Source organism: Micromonospora sp. CA-248212 (genome assembly GCF_050948405.1).
Lineage (GTDB): Bacteria > Actinomycetota > Actinomycetes > Mycobacteriales > Micromonosporaceae > Micromonospora.
The window spans coordinates 3803560-3819159 of record NZ_CP192023.1 but is presented as its reverse complement, the minus strand read 5'-3'; the positions used below and the strand labels follow the sequence as shown (position 1 = coordinate 3819159).

The window sequence follows — 15600 nt, the reverse complement described above, 5'->3', positions numbered from 1 at the left end:
GTGACAGCCGGCGGGACGCGGCGCCGGCCGCCCGCGGCGGTGCCGCTTACCCGCCCCGCGCCGGATCACGCCTCGCGGCGCTGCCCACCGGTGGTGCGGAGCGGCCCGGCGAGGTGGTTCTATTGGCGCCATGGCAAACCCGGTGATCCTGACCGTCGACGACGATCCCGCGGTGTCCCGGGCGGTGGCCCGGGACATCCGGCGCCGCTACGGCGACCGCTACCGGGTGCTGCGCGCCGCCTCCGGACCGGAGGCGTTGGACGCGCTGCGGGAGGTCAAGTTACGCGGCGAGCAGGTGGCGCTGCTGCTGGCCGACCACCGGATGCCGGAGATGACCGGCGTCGAGTTCCTCGAGGCCGCCATGGACATCTTCCCGGCGGCCCGCCGGGTGCTGCTCACCGCGTACGCGGACACCGACGCCGCGATCGAGGCGATCAACGTGGTGGACCTGGACCACTACCTGCTCAAGCCGTGGCACCCGCCGGAGGAGAAGCTGTACCCGGTCGTCGACGGGCTCCTGGAGGCCTGGTCGGTGACCCCGGACGCCACGAGCGCCGAGATCCGCGTGGTCGGGCACCGCTGGTCGGCGCCGTCGTTCAAGATCCGTGACTTCCTGGCCCGCAACCTCGTGCCGTACCGCTGGTTGCTCTCGGACGACCCGGAGGGCGCCCGACTGCTCGACGCGGCCGGGGCCACCGAGGCGGACGTACCCCTGGTGGTGACCGCCGAGGGCAAGGCGCTGGTGGCCCCCAGCGAGGCCGAGCTGGCCGCGTTGGCCGGGCTGACCGTGGTGCCCGCGTCCGACTTCTACGACCTCGTGGTGATCGGCGGCGGCCCGGCGGGCCTGGGCTCGGCCGTGTACGGCGCGTCCGAGGGGCTGCGGACCGTGCTCGTCGAGCGGCGGGCGACCGGCGGGCAGGCCGGGCAGAGCAGCCGGATCGAGAACTACCTGGGCTTCCCGGACGGCGTCTCCGGCGCGCAGTTGACCGACCGGGCCCGCCGGCAGGCGGTGAAGTTCGGCGCGGAGCTGCTCAGCGCCCGCGAGGTGGTCGGCCTGAGCGAGGCCGGCGGCGCGCGGCTGCTGCGCTTCGGCGACGGCAGCGAGATCGCCGCGCACACGGTGGTGTTGGCGACCGGCGTGTCGTACCGGGTGCTCGACGCTCCCGGGCTGGCCGACTTCACCGGTCGGGGGGTGTTCTACGGCGCGGCCGCCACCGAGGCGCCGAGCTGCGTCGACCAGGACGTCTACATCGTGGGCGGGGCCAACTCGGCCGGCCAGGCGGCGGTGCACTTCTCCCGGTACGCCGCGCGCGTCCACCTGCTGATCCGCGGCGCGGACCTGACGGCGTCGATGTCGAGCTACCTCATCGACCAGTTGGCGCGCATCGACCGGATCACCGTGCACCCGCACACCGCCGTGGTCGGCGCGACCGGCGACGACCACCTGGAAGGGCTCACCCTCTGCGACACCCGCACCGGGGAGAGTCGCACGGTCGACACCTCCTGGTTGTTCATCTTCATCGGCGCCGAACCCCGCACCGACTGGCTGGACGGCGTGCTCGTGCGGGACGGTCGGGGCTTCATCGTCACCGGCCCGGATCTGCTGGCCGGTGGGCGACGCCCGGCCGGCTGGTCGTTGTCCCGCGACCCGTACCACCTGGAGACCAGCCTGCCGGGGGTCTTCGCCGCCGGTGACGTCCGCGCCGAGTCGGTCAAGCGGGTCGCCTCGGCAGTCGGCGAGGGCGCGATGGCCGTGTCGCTCGTGCACCGCTACCTGGAGGCCCAATGACCAGCCAGTCCGATCGGCTGACCCCGGCACAGCTACGTGAGCTGTTCCTGTTCGAGGCCCTCGACGACGCGCAGCTCGACTGGCTGAGCGAGCACGGCCGCGTGGAGCAGCGCGCCGGCGGCACCCTCGTGTACGGCGAGGGCGAGGCCGCCACCTGCTTCTTCGTGCTGCTGCGCGGTGCGGTGGCGCTGAGCCGGCAGGTCCGTGGCGACGACGTCGAGGTCAGCCGCACCGACCAGCGCGGCGTGTACGGCGGGGCCACCCAGGCGTACCTGGGCGACCAGGTCGAGCAGACGTACCGCAACAGCCTGCGCGCGCTCGTCGACGCCGACTTCTTCGTGCTGCCGGCGGAGGACTTCGCGCACGCCCTGCGGTCCTGGTTCCCGATGCCGATGCACCTGTTGGAGGGGCTGTTCTTCGGCATGAGGGACAGCCAGACCATCGTGGGCGAGCGGGAGCGGCTGCTGGCGCTCGGCTCGCTCTCGGCGGGGCTGACCCACGAGCTGAACAATCCGGCCGCCGCGGCGGTGCGGGCCACGTCGGTGTTGCGGGACCGGGTCGCGGGGATGCGGCACAAGCTCGCGATGATCGCCGACGGGCGGCTCGACGGGCGGGCGCTGCACGGGCTGGTCGCGTTGCAGGAGGAGGCGGTGGCCCGGGTGGCGACCGCGCCGAAGCTGACCCCGGTCGCCACCGCCGACGCCGAGGACATCCTCACCGACTGGCTGGAGGACCACGGTGTGGGTGGCGCGTGGGACCTGGCGCCGATCCTGGTCGCCGGGGGCCTGGACGCGGCGTGGCTCGCCCAGGTGAAGGCGGCCGTCGGGCCGGCGGACCTGGAGGCCGCGGTGCGGTGGCTGTCGTACACGGTCGACACCGAACTGTTGATGCGCGAGATCGGCGACGCGGTGACCCGGATCTCGGGTCTGGTGGGCGCGGCCAAGCAGTACTCCCAGCTCGATCGCGCGCCGCACCGGGTCGTGGACGTGCACGATCTGCTGGACGCGACGCTCGTCATGTTCAAGGGCAAGATCCCGGCGGAGGTCAAACTCGTCCGCGAGTACGACCGGAGCCTGCCGCCGATCCCGGCGTACGCGGCGGAGCTGAACCAGGTGTGGACCAACCTCGTCGACAACGCGCTGGGCGCGATGGGGGAGAAGGGCGTGCTGACCGTCCGCACCGGACGGGTCGGCGACCTGTTGGCGGTGGAGATCACCGACACCGGTCCCGGTATCCCGCCGGAGGTGCGCCCGCGCATCTTCGAGCCGTTCTTCACCACGAAGCCGGTCGGGGCGGGCACCGGACTGGGACTGGACATCTCGTACCGGATCGTGGTCAACAAGCACCACGGCGACATCCGGGTGGAGACAGAGCCGGGGCACACCACCTTCCGGGTCCTGCTGCCGATCACCGAGGACGTGGCCGCGTTGCCCTGACACGCCGACTACCTAGAGACATCGAGCGGTTGCGGGCAGTAGTCTCGGGCGGCGTCCGTGCTTCCCGCCCCCCGAGGAGCTTCCGTGGACTCGATGGCCCGCCCGCGTACCGCGACCCACGATGACCAGCCGATCGATCCCCCCGACGACAGCTCCGTGCTGCCGGAGCTGGAGGACGCCGTCTGGATGCACCACGCGCACACCTTCGCGCACACCAGCTTCTGGGCGGTGGCCCGCCGGCTGCCGAGGCTGGTCCGTGAGGCGGTGGCCCTGGCCTGGGCCACCAACCGCACGGACACGGTCGCCTCCATCGGCCTGAACGTCGCCGCCGGGGTGATGACCACCTTCGGCCTGCTCGCCACGACCGGCGTACTGCGGGAACTCTTCGCCGCCGGTCCCACCCCGGACCGGGTGCGCGCCGCCCTGCCGGCGCTGATCGTGGCCGCGACGGCGATCTCGGCGCGCGGCGGCCTGACGATCGCCGCCGGTTGGGCCCAGGCCCGGCTCACCCCTCAGATCAACTACCAGGTGGAGCTGCGGCTGTTCGAGGCCACCACGGCGGTGGACCTGGCCGCGTTCGACGACGCCGGGTTCGCCGAGGAGATGGACCGCGTCCGCGACCGGGGGATGGGCGAGGCGGCGTGGATCGTCGACCACACCGTCAACCTGGTCACCGGCGTCGTCGGGATGCTCGCCACCGCCGTCGCGGTGACCGTCATCCAGCCGCTGCTGCTGCCGTGCCTGCTGCTCGCGGCGGTGCCCCAGGCGATCACGGCCGTGCGGATGGCCCGCCGGGAGTACCTGGCGATGCTCGCCCGGATCACCCGACGGCGGCGGATGTGGATGCTCGCCCACCTGATGGCCAACCGGCACACCGCCGCCGAGGTGCGCGCCTATCAGATGCGCGAGTTCCTGCTCGCCGAGTACCGGGGTGTGATGGCCGTCGAGACCCGCGCCCAACTGCGGCTGGTCCGCTCGCAGACCGGCACCCGGGTCGCCGGCGCCACCGTGGCGGGCCTGGCCACCTTCGGCGTGTACGCGGTGCTCGGTGGCCTGCTGCTCGCCGGCATGGTCGCCCTCGCCGCCGCGGCCACCGCCCTGCTCGCCCTCCAGTCCGCCCGGACCAGCCTGGGCGTCGCGGTCGTCGCCACCAACTCGCTGTACGAGGACGCCCTCTACTACCAGGACTACCGGGACTTCCTCACCCGGGCGCAGGGCCGGGTGCCCGTCGGCGGCAGCCGGACGGCCGACGGCGTCGAGGCGATCGACCTGCACGAGGTGAGCCTGCGTTACCCCGACACCGACGCCCCTGCGGTCGACCGGGTCAGTCTGACGATCCGGCGCGGCGAGGTGATCGCGCTGGTCGGTGAGAACGGCTCCGGCAAGACCACCCTCGCCAAGCTGATCGCCGGTCTCTACCAGCCGACCGGCGGGACGATCCGCTGGGACGGCGTCGACGCCGCCGAGCTGGATCCGCGCGCGCTCGGCGCACAGGTCGCGGTGATGACGCAGGAGTACTGGAAGTTCCCGTTCACGGCCGGTCAGAACATCAGGGTGGGCCGGCACGACCGTACGCCCGAGCGGCCCGGCCCCACCGTGCGGGAGGCGGCCGACGCGGCCGCCGCCCACGACATGATCGAGGGCCTGCCGCACGGCTACGACACCCTGCTCGACCGGGAGTTCAAGAACGGCCACGAGCTGTCCGGCGGACAGTGGCAGCGGCTGGTCGCCGCGCGTGGCCTCTACCGGGACGCCGCCCTGCTGATCTGCGACGAGCCGTCGGCGGCTCTGGACGCCCGCGCCGAACACGCCCTGTTCCAGCACCTGCGTCGCCGGCCCGACCGGGCGGTCGTCCTGATCACCCACCGGCTGGCCAACGTCCGGCACGCCGACCGGATCTTCGTCATGGATCAGGGCCGTCTCGTACAGCAGGGCAACCACGACGAGCTGATGGCGGCCGGGGGCCTCTACCGCGAGCTGTTCGAGCTACAGGCCAGCGGCTACCGCGCCCACACCAGCGAAGCCCACCGCCCCTGATCCCCGCCCGCCACCCCCGCCCGCCGCCCCCGCCCCGCCCGTCGCCCCCGCCCCGCCCGTCGCCCCCGCGATCTTGCACTTTCGGTTGTTGAATTCGGTGGGGATGCGCCCTATGTCGCCGCATAAAGTGCAAGATCGCCGGCCGGCCGGCCGGCGGGGTGGGTGGGCTGGGCTGGCGGTTCTGTGGGAGCCGCGGCGCGGCGGGGGTCGGGGTGAGCCTCGGCTCGGGCTTGATCCACTCGGGTTCAAGGAACCCGGGGCGTCTCGCCGCTGAGTACGGCCCGACATCACCGAACCCGAGTGGATCATCGCGGCGGGGGCCGGGCCCGGGGGTCGTGGTCAGGCCTGGTTGGTGAGGACGTCGGCCAGGACGCGGGTGTGGGTGGAGAACGCCAACTGGACCGGGTCGGTGAGGACCAACCACTCGGTCGCCTCCTCGGTGGGCCGCGACGGCGGCAGATCCTCGGCGTCCCGCTCCGGCAGCATCCCGAAGATCATCATGGTGCCGCCCTGTGGTGCGCCCCGTACGGCGAGGAGCCGGGCGTCGGCGGCGTCCGCGACCAGCCCGGTCTCCTCCCACAGTTCACGCACCAGCGCGTCGGACCACTCCTCGCCGTACTCGATGAAACCGCCGGGCAGCGCGAGCAGCCCGCGGGCCGGCTCGATGGCCCGGCGGACGACCACCACGCCGAGGCCCTCGGCCGTGCGGACCGGGAGCACCGCCACCGCGACGGGCAAAGGGTTGCGCCAGACGGTCTCGCCGCAGGCCGCGCAGACCCGCGGCCAGCCGGCCGCCGCGGGGTAGGCGGCGCCGCAGTAGGAGCAGTGCGAGTACGGCGTACCGGTCATGCCGCAGCACGTTACCCGCCGGCCGCGCTCATTCGATTGGCGTGCCGGTGTAGAAGGCGGTGGTGCGTTCGGCGGCGGCCTTGGCCTCGTCGGGGTCGGTGCCGGCGGCGATGCTTGCCTCGCCCCACAGGTGGCTGCTCAGCTCCATGGCCCGTCGACCCTGGGCGGAGGCGACCCACTCGGCGCTGTCCTCCGGTCGCACGCCGACGCCGCCGGAGAGGTACGTGGCGAGGCCGAGCAGGCCCAGGTCCCAGCCGACGCCGACGGCGCCCGGTCCGAACTGGGCCCACCGGTCCTGGTCGACGTGCGCGATGTGGTCCAGGTCCAGGCGGGCCTGATCGTCGCCCACCGGCGTGACCCGCACCTCGATCCAGCTCACCTCGCCGCCCATCTCCCAGGTAGCGGTGAAGCGGTGCGGGGGCTCGCAGGTCTCGACGGTGCCGTGCGCGTTGCCCTCGAGCTGGTACGTGCCGTGCAGCCGCAGGTCGCCGCTGATCGGCAGGAACCAGCGGGGGATGCGCTCGGCGTTGGTGCAGGCGTCCCACAGGTCCTCGGCCGTCGCCTGGTAGGTCTGGCTGATCGTGGTCACCCGGGCCTCGCCGGCGGCCAGCGTGCGGCTGCCGACCTGTCGCTGGACGGCGTTGATCTGCTCGGTGGCGTCGAACATCAGGTGTTCCTCTCGTCGGGTGGGTCGGCGGGCCCGCGTAGGCGCCGCTCGCGTCGGCCCCGGGCCAGCTCGGTGGCGAGCGCCGCCAGGGGTGGCGCCCAGAAGCGGCGGAAGTGCTCCAGCCAGCCGTCCACCTCGCGCAACGGGCGCGGGTCGACCGCGTAGAGCCGCCGGGCGCCGTCCGGACGCACGGTGGCGAAGCCGTTGTCCCGCAACACCTTGAGGTGCTGGGACACGGCGGGCTGGGAGATGCCGAACTCGTCGCGGATGACCGCGTTCACCGCGCCGGCGCTCTGCTCGCCGTCGGCGAGCAGTTCCAGGATGCGGCGCCGGACCGGATCGCCCAGCACGTCGAAGGCGTGCACGGCGACAGTTGTATCACTCCTGACTTATTTAAGCCAGCTCTGATACTCCGACGAGCTTGTCGAGTTGGATCGGCAGGTCACGAATGCGCACCCCGGTGGCGTGGTACACCGCGTTGGCGACCGCCGCCGCCGCGCCCACGATGCCGATCTCCCCGATGCCCTTCACCCCGGCGAGGTTCAGCTCGTCGTCGTGCTCGTCCACCCAGTACGCCTCGATGGACTCCACGTCCGGGCAGGCCGTGATGTGGTAGGTGGCCAGGTCGTGGTTGACCCAGTCGCCGTACCGCTCGTCGAGCAGGCCCCCCTCGTGCAGCGCCATCGACAGGCCCATCGTCATGCCCCCGATGAGTTGGCTGCGCGCCGTCGTCGGGTTGACGATCCGGCCGGCCGCGAACACGCCGAGCATCCGGTTGAGCCGGATCTCGCCGGTGGTGGTGTCCACCCGGACCTCGACGAACTGCGCCCCGTACGCGTACCGGGGGAGTGCGGCCTGCTCGCCGATCTCGTCGGTGGTGTCCGCCTCGGCGGTCACCTCGGCGTCCGGCGGTCTGCCGTCGGGCACCTTGGCGCGCAGCGCCGCACACGCCCGGATCACCGCCCAGCTCCAACTGGAGGTGCCCATCGAGCCACCGGCCAACGGGGCCGTGGGCAGGTCGCTGTCACCGATCCTGATCTCGATCCGTTCGGGCGGCACCCCCAGGGCGTCGGCGGCGACCAGCCAGAGCGCCGTACGCGCCCCGGTGCCGATGTCGGTGGCGTTGATCTGGACCAGGAAGCCGCCGTCCGGACGGGCGGTGACCCGCGCCGAGGACGGGCGGGACCGGGTCGGGTAGGCCGAGCCGGCCATGCCGGAGCCGACCAGGAAGCGTCCCTCGCGCCGGGACCGGGGCGTCGGATTCCGGTCGGCCCAGCCGAACCGCCGCGCGCCCTCGCGCAGGCAGGCCACCAGATTCCGACTGGTGAACGGTTTCCCCTGGTCGGGGTCGACCTCGGGGTCGTTGCGGACGCGCAGCTCCACCGGGTCGATGCCGACGGCCACGGCCAGCTCGTCCATCGCCGACTCCAGGGCGTACGCGCCGGGGCACTCGCCCGGCGCCCGCATCCAGAACGGGGTGGGCACGTCGAGGCGGGTCAGTCGATGTGTCGTACGGCGGTGCGGCGCGGCGTACATGCTGCGCGTGTAGACGGCGGTCTGCTCGGCGAACTCGCGGATCATCGAGGTCTGGCTGATCGCGTCGTGGCTGATCGCGGTCAGTCGCCCATCCGTGTCGGCGGCGAGGCGGACCCGCTGGATGGTGGGCGTGCGGTAGCCGATCGGCCCGAAGATCTGCTGGCGGGTCAGCGCCAGTTTCACCGGCCGGTCCACGTGGCGGGCGGCCAGGGCGGTCAACACCACGGCGGCCTTGGCGTACCCCTTGCTGCCGAAGCCTCCGCCGACGTGCTCGGCGATCACCCGGACCGACTCGCGGGGCAGGTCGAACAGCTCGCTGAGGGTGGCCCGCACCGATGACGCGCCCTGGTTGGAGTCGTGCACGAGCAGCCGCCCGCCGGTCCACTGCGCCGTGGTGGCGTGCGGCTCCATCGGGTTGTTGTGGTAGGCCGGGGTCCGGTAGGTAGCGTCCACCCGGACCGGCGCGGCCGCGTACCCCGCGTCGAAGTCCCCCTCGGCCGTGTCGGTCGGGTAGTGGGGATTGACCTCGTCCGGCTTGTACAGACCGGGGTGGTCGTCGGTGAGCACCGTGCTGTGCGGGCCCGTGTCGTACTCGACGCGCACCAGCCGGGCGCCCTCGCGGGCCGCCTCCAGGCTCAAGGCCACCACCACCGCGACGTACTGCCCCCGGTAGTGCACGGCCGGGTCCTGAAGCAGCCACAGGTCCGGCTCCACCATGGTCGCCAGCCGCGGCGCGTTGCCGTGATGCACGACGGCCAGCACGCCGGGCGAGGCCAGCGCCTCGGTGGTGTCGATCCGGGTGATCCGACCGCGCACCACCGTCGCGGGCACCACCCAGCCGTAGGCTACGCCGTCGACCGGGTACTCCACCGCGTACCGCGCCGCGCCGGTGACCTTCTCCCGGCCCTCCAGCCGGGGGTGCGCCTGACCGATCGCCCCGGTGCTCACGACGCCGCCAGTTCGCTGAGCACCCGTACGGTGATGGACCGGGTCAGCGGCAGCTTGAAGCCGTTGTCGCTCAGCGGGCGGGCCTCGGCCAGCTCCGCGTCGGCGGCCCGCGCCGCCAGTTCCGGGCTGAACGGCTGGCCGCGCAGCTCCTGCTCGGCCCGGTACGCGCGCCACGGCCGGTGGGCCAACGCCCCGTAGGCCAGCCGCACGTCGCGGACGACGCCGCCGTCGAGGTCCAGCACCGCGGCCACCGAGCCGGCCGCGAAGGCGAACGACGCCCGGTCTCGTGCCTTGAGGTACGTCGAGTGGCGCGCGGCCGGCAGCGCCGGCAGCCGTACGGCCGTGATCAGCGCGCCCCGGGCCAGGGTGGTCTCCCGTTCCGGATGGGCGCCGGGCGAGCGGTGCAGGTCGACCATGGGGACGTCCCGGACACCGTCGGTGTCGTGCACCTCCACCACGGCGTCCAGCGCGGCGAGGGCGACGGCCAGGTCCGACGGGTGGGTGGCCACGCACTGCTCGGACCAGTCCAGCACCGCGAGGTCGCGGTTCTCGCCGTGCAGGGCGGCGCATCCGCTGCCCGGCTCGCGCTTGTTGCACGCCTTGCCGGTGTCCTGGAAGTACGGGCAACGGGTGCGCTGCAACAGGTTGCCGCCCGTGGTGGCCATGTTGCGCAGTTGCCCGGAGGCGGCGGCGAGCAGGGCGCGGGTCAGCACCGGGTAGTCGCGGCGGACCGCCGGGTGCGCGGCCAGGTCGCTGTTGCGCACCGTCGCGCCGATCCGCAGTCCGCCGTCGGGCAGTTCCTCGACGGTGTCCAGGGGCAGCCGGTTCACGTCCACCAGCACGTCGGGGCGCTGTACCCCGAGTTTCATGAGGTCCACCAGGTTGGTGCCGCCGGCGAGGTACGCCGCCTGCGGCTCGGCGGCCAGCACGGCGACGGCGTCGGCCACGTCGGTGGGCCGGTGGTAGCGGAACGGCCTCATCGCGCCGCCGCCGTCTCGCGGACGGCCGTCACGATGTGCGGGTACGCGGCGCAGCGGCACAGGTTGCCGGCCATCCGCTCGCGGATCTCGGCGTCGGTGAGGTCGGGCGCGGCGGCGAGGTCCTCGGTGACCGCGCTGGGCCAGCCCCGTTCGACCTCGTCGAGCATCCCGCGCGCCGAGCAGAGCTGCCCGGGGGTGCAGTAGCCGCACTGGAAGGCGTCGTGCGCGATGAAGGCCGCCTGCAACGGCGACAGTTCCTCCCCGTCGGCCAACCCCTCCACGGTGACCACCGAGCGGCCGTCCAGGGTGACCGCGAGCAGCAGGCAACTCTTCACCCGGCGACCGTCGAGCAGCACCGTGCAGGAGCCGCACTGGCCGTGGTCGCAGCCCTTCTTGGCCCCGGTGAGGCCGAGATGCTCGCGCAGCGTGTCGAGCAGGGTGGTGCGATTGTCCAGCGTCACCTCGCGTGGGGCGCCGTTGACGTCGAACCCCACCCGGGACGCGTGCTGCGCGTCGACGACCGTCTGTCTCTCTGCTGCTGCGGACACCGCCCCAGATTAGCCATCCCGGGTACAAATGCGGGCGAATAACGCGAAGAGCGCTTCGCCGTGGGGCGTCCGCCCCGCGAACGGCGACGGCCGCCCGGGTACGCGCCGCAGCGCCACCCGGGCGGCCGTCCGCCCGCCCCCGTCTCAGGCCACCGGAGTGGCCCGGGCAAGATTCCGATGCGCGCGGATCAACTCCGCGTAGCGCAGACCGCTCGCCTTCACCGTCCGCCGCTGGGTGGCGTAGTCGACGTGCACCAGCCCGAAGCGCTTGTCGTAGCCGTACGCCCACTCGAAGTTGTCCAGCAGCGACCACACGAAGTAGCCGTCCAGCGGCACGCCCCGGGCCACCGCCGACGCGCACGCCGCCAGGTGCTGCTCCAGGTGGTCGGTGCGCTCCTTGTCCTCGACCGTGCCGTCGGGGGTGATCTCGTCGTGCCACGCCGAGCCGCTCTCGGTGACGATGATCCGGGCCGGTCCGTACTGCTCGTGCACGTCGACGAGCAGCCGCTCCAGCCCTGCCGGGTACATCTCCCAGCCCATCGCGGTCTCCACCGAGCCGGGGACGGGCACCTGCTTCGCGTACGGCGCCGGGCCGGTCGGGTCGTCGACCACCAACTGCCGGAAGTAGTAGTTCACCCCGAGGAAGTCGGTGGGCGTCGCGATCACCGCGAGGTCGTCACCGCGTACCGGCGGCTCGACCCCGTACGTCTCGACCATGTCGGCGGGGTAGCCCCGCCCGTGGATCGGGTCCAGCCACCAGCGGTTGACGTGCCCGTCCGCCCGCCGCGCCGCCGCGACGTCCTCGGGCCGGTCGGTCGCCGGCTCGATCGGGCTGAGGTTGACGACCAGGCCCACCGAGGCGGGCCGGGCGGCGTTCGCCCGGATCGCCTGGGTGGCGAGGCCGTGCCCGAGCAGCACGTGGTGCGAGGCGCGCACCGCGCGGGTCAGGTCCCGCTCGCCGGGGGCCATGTTCCCGTCCAGATGCCCGATCCAGCACACGCAGAGCGGCTCGTTGACCGTGCACCAGTCGGCCACCCGGTCGCCCAGGCGAGAGGCCACAACCGCCGCGTAGTCGGCGAACGCCTCGGCCGTGGCGCGCTCCGGCCAACCGCCGGCGTCCTGCAGGGCCTGCGGCAGATCCCAGTGGTAGAGCGTGACGAACGGCCGGATCCCGTCGGCGAGCAGCGTGTCGACGAGCCGGTCGTAGAAGTCCAGCCCGGCGGGGTTGACCCGGCCCACACCCGCGGGCATCACCCGGGGCCAGGCCACCGAGAACCGGTACGCGTCCACGCCGAGCTGCCGCAGCAGCCCGACGTCCTCCGGCCACCGGTGGTAGTGGTCGCAGGCCACCGCCCCGGTGTCGCCGTTGTCGACGTTGCCCGGGGTCGCCGAGAAGGTGTCCCAGATGGACGGCTCCCGGCCGTCGACATCGACGGCCCCCTCGATCTGGTACGCCGCCGTGGCGACGCCCCAGAGAAAGTCGGGTGGCAGCTTGGACAGGTCCGGCACGGGAAGGCTCTCCTCTGGGTTCGGGTGGATCACTTGACGGCGCCGGCGGTGAGGCCGGCGACGAAGTACCGCTGCAGGGCCAGGAACCCGGCGACGACCGGAATGCTGACCACCAGCGACGCGGCCATGATCTGGTTCCAGTAGACGTTGAACTGGGTCGAGTAGCCCTGCAGGCCGACGGCCAGGGTGCGGCTGCCCTCGTCGGTCATCACCGAGGCGAACAGCACCTCACCCCAGGCGGTCATGAACGCGTACACGGTCACCGCGACCACGCCGGGCACGGCGGCCGGCAGGATGACCTGGAACAGCGTGCGCAACGGCCCGGCCCCGTCGACCTGCGCCGCCTCGTCCAGCCCGCGCGGGATCGAGTCGAAGTAGCCGACCAGCATCCAGATCGAGAACGGCAGCGAGAAGGTCAGGTACGTGATGACCAGGCCGGTCCGGCTGGCGTACAGCTCGATACCGGTGGCGTTGCCCAGGTTGACGTAGATGAGGAACAGCGGCAGCAGGAACAGGATGCCGGGGAACATCTGCGTGGACAGCACCGTCACGGTGAAGACGCCCCGGCCCCGGAACCGGTACCGGCTGACCGCGAACGCGGCGAAGATGGCGATCGCGACCGAGCAGACCGCCGCGAGACTCGACACCACGAGGCTGTTCACCAGGTAGCGCGCCAGCGGCACGGTGCTCCACATGTCGACGAACGGTTGCAGGGTGGGCCGGCTGGGCCACCAGGTGAACCCGTTCTGCACGTCCCGCAGCGGCTTCGCCGCGGAGGTCACCATCACGTAGAGCGGGATGACGACGAAGAGGGTGAGCAGGGTCAGCACGATGCGCCGGCCCCAGCGCTCACCGGCGGTCTCACGCATGATCGTCCCTCCGGCGGTTGGTGATCAGCAGGTACGCGGCCGAGACGACCAGCAGGAACAGCAGCAGCGCGACCGACATCGCCGAGCCCGACCCGAAGTCCCAGGTCTTGAAGGAGCTGCGGTAGATGTGGATGGAGATCAGGTCGGCCTGCGCGGGCGCGGAGCCGCCGAAGAGCACGAACGGCGTGTTGAAGTCGTTGAACGTCCACAGGAACAGCACCAGCAGCAGCACCAGGTTCACCGGCCGCAGCATGGGCAGGGTGACCGAGCGCAGCCGACGCCAGAACCCCGCGCCGTCGATCGCGGCGGCCTCGTACAGCTCGCCGGGCACGTTCTGCAGACCGGCCATCAGGCAGAGGAAGGCGAACGGCCAGTTGCGCCAGACCGACACCACCAGCAGCGACCAGAAGCTGTTGTCGCCGATCAGCCAGAACGGCCGTTCGTTCAGCAGCCCGAGTTGGTCGACGAGCACGTGGTTGACCAGGCCGGTGTCGCGCTGCAGCAGGAAGCTCCAGGTGATCACGGCGGCGTAGACCGGCAGCGCGTACGGGGTGAGGAACAGCGCCCGCAGGATGGCCCGCCCACGGAACGGCTTCTGCAGCACGACGGCCGCCGCGATGCCGAGCAGCCAGGCGAAGCCGACCGAGAGCACGCTGTAGGCCAGCGTCACCCAGAACGAGTGCAGCAGTTCCTTGCCGGCGGCGCTGTTGAAATCGAGGGTGGCCCGGTAGTTCTCCAGGCCGACGAAGGGTGCGGTGGACCAGTCGCGGATGTGGAACTGGGTCAGCTCCAGCATGCTCATCCAGACCCCGACCACCATGGGGATCACGTGGATGGCGAGTTCCAGCACGATGGCCGGCGCGAGCAGCAGGTACGGCAGGGGGGAACGGCGGGGGCCGCGCGGCCGGCGGGCGGCCCCCCGGGCGGGTGACCCGGCCCGGGGTGCGCACCGGTCGGCGTCCGGCGCGGTGGTGCTGGTTGCCATCGGGGTCCTCTCGGAGGCGGTGGCCGTGGTCAGGCGACGAGCCCGACCACGGCCACCGGCGCTGCGTGGGTCAGCGCATCTTCTGCTGCGCGTCGGTCAGCTTCGCCTTCACCGATGCCTCGGTGACCGGCTTGCCGCTCGCCGCGTCGGCGAACAACTCCTTCATCGCGGTGCCGACCAGGGTCTCGAAGGTGCTCTCCTCCGGCACCTGCGGCAGCGGGGCCGCGGTGGTGACCAGGGTCTCCTGGATGCTCTTCTGCTCCGGAGCGCTGAACGCCGGGTCGGCGCCGGCGGTCTTCACGGCCGGCAGCGAGCCGTACGTCTTGTTGAGGATCGTCTGCTCCTCGTCGCTGGTCATGAACTTGACGAAGCTCAGCGCGCCGTCCTTGTTCTTGGTGTGCTTGAAGACGGCCATGTTGATGCCGGCCACCATGCTGTTGACCTTCTTGCCGCCGGCCGGCGGGTTGGCCAGGAACGGCACCGGGGCCACGCCGTACGCGTCGGCGGCCATGTTCTGCGTCTTGAGGTTCGAACCGGCGGACTGCCACAGCAGCATGGCGGCCTTGCCGTTGGCGAAGTCCGAGACCGACTGGTTCTGCGCGTACTCGGCGTTGCTCGGGTTGGTGATCTTGTCAGCGGCCATGAAGTCGATGTAGCGCTTGATGGCCGAGACGTTCTGCGGGGTGTCGAAGGTCGGCTTGCCGGCCGAGTCGAACCACTCGCCGCCGTACTGCTGGCTGAAGGTGAACGCGTGGTGGGCGTTCTCCGACGGGTTGGCGCCCTCGATCGCGAGGCCCCACTTGCCACCGGTGCTGAGCTTCTTGCCGTACTCGACGACCTGCTCCCAGGTAGTCGGCGGGGCGGTGATGCCCGCGTCGGCGAACATCTTCTTGTTGTAGTACAGGCTGTACGCCATGGAGTAGAGCGGGACGGCGGCCGGCGGCTTGCCGGGCGCGCCGGCGGCGGCGAGCGCGGCGGGCACGATCCGGTCCTTGCCGCCGACGGCCTGCAGCGCGGCGTCGTCGAACTCGACGAGCGCGCCGGTGGCCTGCAGCGACGCCGACCAGGTGTTGCCGATGTTCACCACGTCCGGGCCCTTGCCCGAGGTGGCGGCGGCGAGCAGCCGGTTGAGCAGGTCCGACCAGGGGACCACCTCGACGTTGACCTTGATGCCGGTCTGCTTCTCGAACTTGTCCAGCTCGGGCTGGAGGGTGGTCTTGTCGGCCTCCAGGCTGGCGCCCTGGTTGCTGGCCCAATAGGTGAGGGTCTTGGGCGAGGAGGCGGAGTCGTCGCCGGAGCCGCCGCAGGCGGTCAGCGATGCGGCGGCCAGTACGGCGGCAGCGAATATCCCGAGGTGTCGTCTCGACACGGTCAGCCCTTCCGGTGCGTGGTGGGGGTCCGCCGACCGTCGTCGTCGATAGGGGTGAGGCGACGGCGGTCGGCTGCG

13 protein-coding genes are annotated in these 15600 nt (G+C 72.1%); 3 read left to right on the top strand and 10 right to left on the bottom strand.

The features are described from left to right. Nucleotides 1-130 precede the first annotated feature (130 nt). The 3 genes from ACQP03_RS18325 (at nt 131) to ACQP03_RS18315 (ending at nt 5262) form a co-directional block, all read left to right on the top strand. A complete protein-coding gene (locus tag ACQP03_RS18325) occupies nt 131-1789 on the top strand; it encodes an FAD-dependent oxidoreductase (RefSeq protein WP_357169760.1) in 1659 nt (552 codons plus the stop codon). Further along, nucleotides 1786-3225, top strand: a complete 1440-nt coding sequence (locus ACQP03_RS18320) for an ATP-binding protein (protein WP_357118065.1) — start codon at nt 1786-1788, stop codon at nt 3223-3225. The genes ACQP03_RS18325 and ACQP03_RS18320 overlap by 4 nt, the downstream gene beginning before the upstream one ends. Before the next feature lie 93 nt (nt 3226-3318). Next, nucleotides 3319-5262, top strand: coding sequence for an ABC transporter ATP-binding protein (locus ACQP03_RS18315; RefSeq protein WP_363660345.1), 1944 nt, complete (start codon nt 3319-3321; stop codon nt 5260-5262). 339 nt (nt 5263-5601) lie between these two features. On the opposite strand, the gene ACQP03_RS18310 is transcribed toward ACQP03_RS18315, so the two are convergent. The 10 genes from ACQP03_RS18310 to ACQP03_RS18265 form a co-directional block, all read right to left on the bottom strand. After that, nucleotides 5602-6111, bottom strand: coding sequence for an NUDIX domain-containing protein (locus ACQP03_RS18310; protein ID WP_357118068.1), 510 nt, complete (start codon nt 6109-6111; stop codon nt 5602-5604). Between the two features lie 28 nt (nt 6112-6139). After that, the gene (locus tag ACQP03_RS18305) at nt 6140-6778 is read right to left on the bottom strand and encodes an SRPBCC family protein (RefSeq protein ID WP_357118071.1); all 639 of its coding nucleotides are present in this window, start codon (nt 6776-6778) and stop codon (nt 6140-6142) included. Next, entirely contained in the window at nt 6778-7143 is a 366-nt protein-coding gene (locus ACQP03_RS18300) for an ArsR/SmtB family transcription factor (RefSeq protein WP_357118074.1), read from the bottom strand. The genes ACQP03_RS18305 and ACQP03_RS18300 overlap by 1 nt, the downstream gene beginning before the upstream one ends. 28 nt (nt 7144-7171) lie before the next feature. Next, on the bottom strand, nt 7172-9262 hold the full coding sequence (locus ACQP03_RS18295) for a xanthine dehydrogenase family protein molybdopterin-binding subunit (RefSeq protein ID WP_363660312.1): 2091 nt from the start codon (nt 9260-9262) through the stop codon (nt 7172-7174). Beyond that, a complete protein-coding gene (locus tag ACQP03_RS18290; RefSeq protein ID WP_357118080.1) occupies nt 9259-10242 on the bottom strand; it encodes an FAD binding domain-containing protein in 984 nt (327 codons plus the stop codon). The genes ACQP03_RS18295 and ACQP03_RS18290 overlap by 4 nt, the downstream gene beginning before the upstream one ends. Beyond that, nucleotides 10239-10736 carry a 2Fe-2S iron-sulfur cluster-binding protein gene (locus tag ACQP03_RS18285; protein ID WP_357119408.1) on the bottom strand — a complete coding sequence of 166 codons (498 nt, stop codon included), beginning with the start codon at nt 10734-10736 and terminating at the stop codon, nt 10239-10241. Before ACQP03_RS18285 ends, ACQP03_RS18290 begins: the two co-directional genes overlap by 4 nt. A 198-nt stretch (nt 10737-10934) precedes the next feature. Continuing rightward, nucleotides 10935-12299: a GH1 family beta-glucosidase gene (locus tag ACQP03_RS18280; RefSeq protein ID WP_357118084.1), complete on the bottom strand. Its 1365-nt coding sequence runs from the start codon at nt 12297-12299 to the stop codon at nt 10935-10937. 29 nt (nt 12300-12328) lie between these two features. Further along, nucleotides 12329-13168: a carbohydrate ABC transporter permease gene (locus ACQP03_RS18275; RefSeq protein WP_357118087.1), complete on the bottom strand. Its 840-nt coding sequence runs from the start codon at nt 13166-13168 to the stop codon at nt 12329-12331. Continuing rightward, on the bottom strand, nt 13161-14153 hold the full coding sequence (locus ACQP03_RS18270) for a carbohydrate ABC transporter permease (RefSeq protein ID WP_363660311.1): 993 nt from the start codon (nt 14151-14153) through the stop codon (nt 13161-13163). The genes ACQP03_RS18275 and ACQP03_RS18270 overlap by 8 nt, the downstream gene beginning before the upstream one ends. A 70-nt stretch (nt 14154-14223) precedes the next feature. Continuing rightward, nucleotides 14224-15522: an ABC transporter substrate-binding protein gene (locus tag ACQP03_RS18265; protein WP_357118093.1), complete on the bottom strand. Its 1299-nt coding sequence runs from the start codon at nt 15520-15522 to the stop codon at nt 14224-14226. Nucleotides 15523-15600 lie beyond the last annotated feature (78 nt).

Bases quoted from the DNA above. Each gene is read 5' to 3' on its own strand.
- ACQP03_RS18325 (WP_357169760.1), top strand. From the start codon at position 131: ATGGCAAACCCGGTGATCCTGACCGTCGACGACGATCCCGCGGTGTCC.
- ACQP03_RS18320 (WP_357118065.1), top strand. From the start codon at position 1,786: ATGACCAGCCAGTCCGATCGGCTGACCCCGGCACAGCTACGTGAGCTG.
- ACQP03_RS18315 (WP_363660345.1), top strand. From the start codon at position 3,319: ATGGCCCGCCCGCGTACCGCGACCCACGATGACCAGCCGATCGATCCC.
- ACQP03_RS18310 (WP_357118068.1), bottom strand. From the start codon at position 6,111: ATGACCGGTACGCCGTACTCGCACTGCTCCTACTGCGGCGCCGCCTAC.
- ACQP03_RS18305 (WP_357118071.1), bottom strand. From the start codon at position 6,778: ATGTTCGACGCCACCGAGCAGATCAACGCCGTCCAGCGACAGGTCGGC.
- ACQP03_RS18290 (WP_357118080.1), bottom strand. From the start codon at position 10,242: ATGAGGCCGTTCCGCTACCACCGGCCCACCGACGTGGCCGACGCCGTC.
- ACQP03_RS18275 (WP_357118087.1), bottom strand. From the start codon at position 13,168: ATGCGTGAGACCGCCGGTGAGCGCTGGGGCCGGCGCATCGTGCTGACC.
- ACQP03_RS18270 (WP_363660311.1), bottom strand. From the start codon at position 14,153: ATGGCAACCAGCACCACCGCGCCGGACGCCGACCGGTGCGCACCCCGG.